Here is a 2254-nt window from a genome sequence, read left to right on the forward strand (position 1 = left end):
TGACCGCAGTTCTCAATCAGTGGTCGGAGCGTCCCGGAGGACCGGGCGGCCATTCCTTCCGAGTCATCAACGACAGACCCCCATCAGCCACACCCGGTCCTCCCGGACCGCCTCACATTCTTAGGGACCTCCCATGTCCGCAAAGGCAGACGCGGCCGTCAACGCCGTCATCGAGACCGTCACCGCCCGCCGGATCATCGACAGCCGAGGCAACCCCACGGTCGAGGTCGATGTCGTTCTGGCGGACGGGTCCCTGGGGCGTGCGGCTGTTCCCTCCGGAGCCTCCACCGGTGCCCGCGAGGCGGTGGAACTGCGCGACGAGGACTCCTCGCGCTGGCACGGCAAGGGCGTCGACCGCGCGGTGGCCCACGTCAACGGGGAGATCGCGGCGTCCGTGCGCGGCCGGGACGCTGCGGACCAGGAGGGCCTCGACGCCGCGCTGATCGCCCTCGACGGCACCGCCACGAAGTCCCGCCTCGGCGCCAACGCGATCCTCGGCGTCTCCCTCGCCGCCGCCAAGGCCGCGGCGGCGGCCCACCGCCGGCCGCTCTACCGATACCTCGGCGGCGCGGACGCCCACCTCCTGCCGCTGCCGATGATGAACATCGTCAACGGCGGCGCCCACGCCGACAATCCCCTGGACTTCCAGGAGTTCATGATCGCCCCCGTCGGCGCGGACACCTTCGCCGAAGCCGTCCGCATGGGCAGCGAGGTCTTCCACACCCTGCGCCGCGATCTCCTGGCCGCCGGGCACTCCACGGGCGTCGGCGACGAGGGCGGCTTCGCGCCCGCGCTGCGTACCGCCGAGGAGGCGCTCGACTTCGTGATGGCCGCCATCGAGCGCACCGGGTACCACCCCGGCACGGACATCGGCCTGATCATGGACCCGGCGTCGTCGGAGTTCTTCCGCGACGGGGTGTACGACTACGCGGGGGAGGGTGTGCGCCGCACCCCCTCCGAGAACGTCGACTACCTGACCAAGCTCATCGACGCCTACCCGATCGTCTCCATCGAGGACCCGATGGCGGAGAACGACTGGGACGGTTGGCGCGAGCTGACCGCCCGCGTCGGCGACCGCTGCCAGCTCACCGGCGACGACGTGTTCTGCACCAACGAGACGCTGCTCCGCGAGGGCATCCGCACCGGCGTCGGCAACTCGGTCCTGGTCAAGGTCAATCAGATCGGCACCCTGACCGAGGCGCTGGTCGCGGTGGCCACCGCCCACCAGGCCGGCTGGACGGCTGTCATGTCGCACCGCTCGGGCGAGACGGAGGACACCACCATCGCGGACCTGGCGGTCGCCACCGGCTGCGGCCAGATCAAGACCGGATCGCTCTCTCGCTCCGACCGTACGGCGAAGTACAACCAACTGATCCGCATCGAAGAGGAACTGGGTGACTCGGCGCGCTACGCGGGCCGCTCCGCACTGCGTCGGGCGTGAACAGTACGCGAGGTAGGAACCACGCGGGCCCCCGATCATGCGGGGGCCCGCCGCGGCGACGGCGGCTGCGGATCTTGGTGAGGGTCTGGTCGACGGGATGCTTGGCCACCTGGGCATCGGAGATCCACCTCCACACCTCTCCGAAGGTAAAGACTGGGCAATGTCGCGGGTCGATGCGTGGTCGGCGTTCTCCTGAAGGGAGTACGAGGCGCTCAACTCCCCATGTCGGGGCAGGGCCCGCACCTTGGGAGCGAGGTAATCATGTGTGAACTTCTGAACCGCATCTGGTCCCGCCCGCGCCGGGAATGGACCCGGGTCTTGCGGAAGGAACTGCCCGCGCTGGCCGCGGGGATCGTGGGGGAGCTTCGGGACGGCATTCCCGGTGTCTCCACCCGTATCGAGGGCATCGACGACGAAGTCGTCCGGCAGCGGGTGGAATCGGCCCTGCTGGCCGCCCTCGGGTACCGCGAACCCTCGGTATCCCGACGGGATGAGGTGAATCCTCGGCAACAGGACGCGCACGGAGGCGGCTCGTTGCCCACCCTCAACGCGATCCCTTCCCAACGGCTCGGCACAGGGCCCGAACGCGCTCGACGAGAGCTCTTCGCCGCTCTCACGTCTGACACGCGCATCTCCGAAGCAGCCCTGGCCGAACTGGCCGGGGCGGCCCGCTGGCCCCTGCCCGGCTCCGTGCGGGCCATCGCCCTGGCCTCGCCCGGCGAAACCCAGCAACTCGCGGCCGTCCTGGACGACGCCCTGGCCGGACTGGTCAACGGCCAACCCTGCCTCCTGGTCCCCACACCCGACCCCGAG

Annotated in this window: 1 protein-coding gene and 1 pseudogene; both read left to right on the plus strand. The window is 70.1% G+C overall.

Annotated features, from left to right (window positions below):
* The first annotated feature begins 133 nt into the window (after positions 1–133).
* Entirely contained in the window at positions 134–1441 is a 1308-nt protein-coding gene (eno, locus tag OTB19_RS42515; protein WP_267804215.1) for a phosphopyruvate hydratase, read from the plus strand.
* 261 nt (positions 1442–1702) lie between these two features.
* A pseudogene (locus OTB19_RS42520) lies at positions 1703–2254 on the plus strand (PucR family transcriptional regulator); the annotation flags it as partial.

Source organism: Streptomyces sp. H27-H5 (assembly GCF_026627505.1).
Lineage (GTDB): Bacteria > Actinomycetota > Actinomycetes > Streptomycetales > Streptomycetaceae > Streptomyces.

Excerpts from the sequence above, each read along its gene's own strand:
- eno (WP_267804215.1), top strand. The coding sequence starts at position 134 with ATGTCCGCAAAGGCAGACGCGGCCGTCAACGCCGTCATCGAGACCGTC.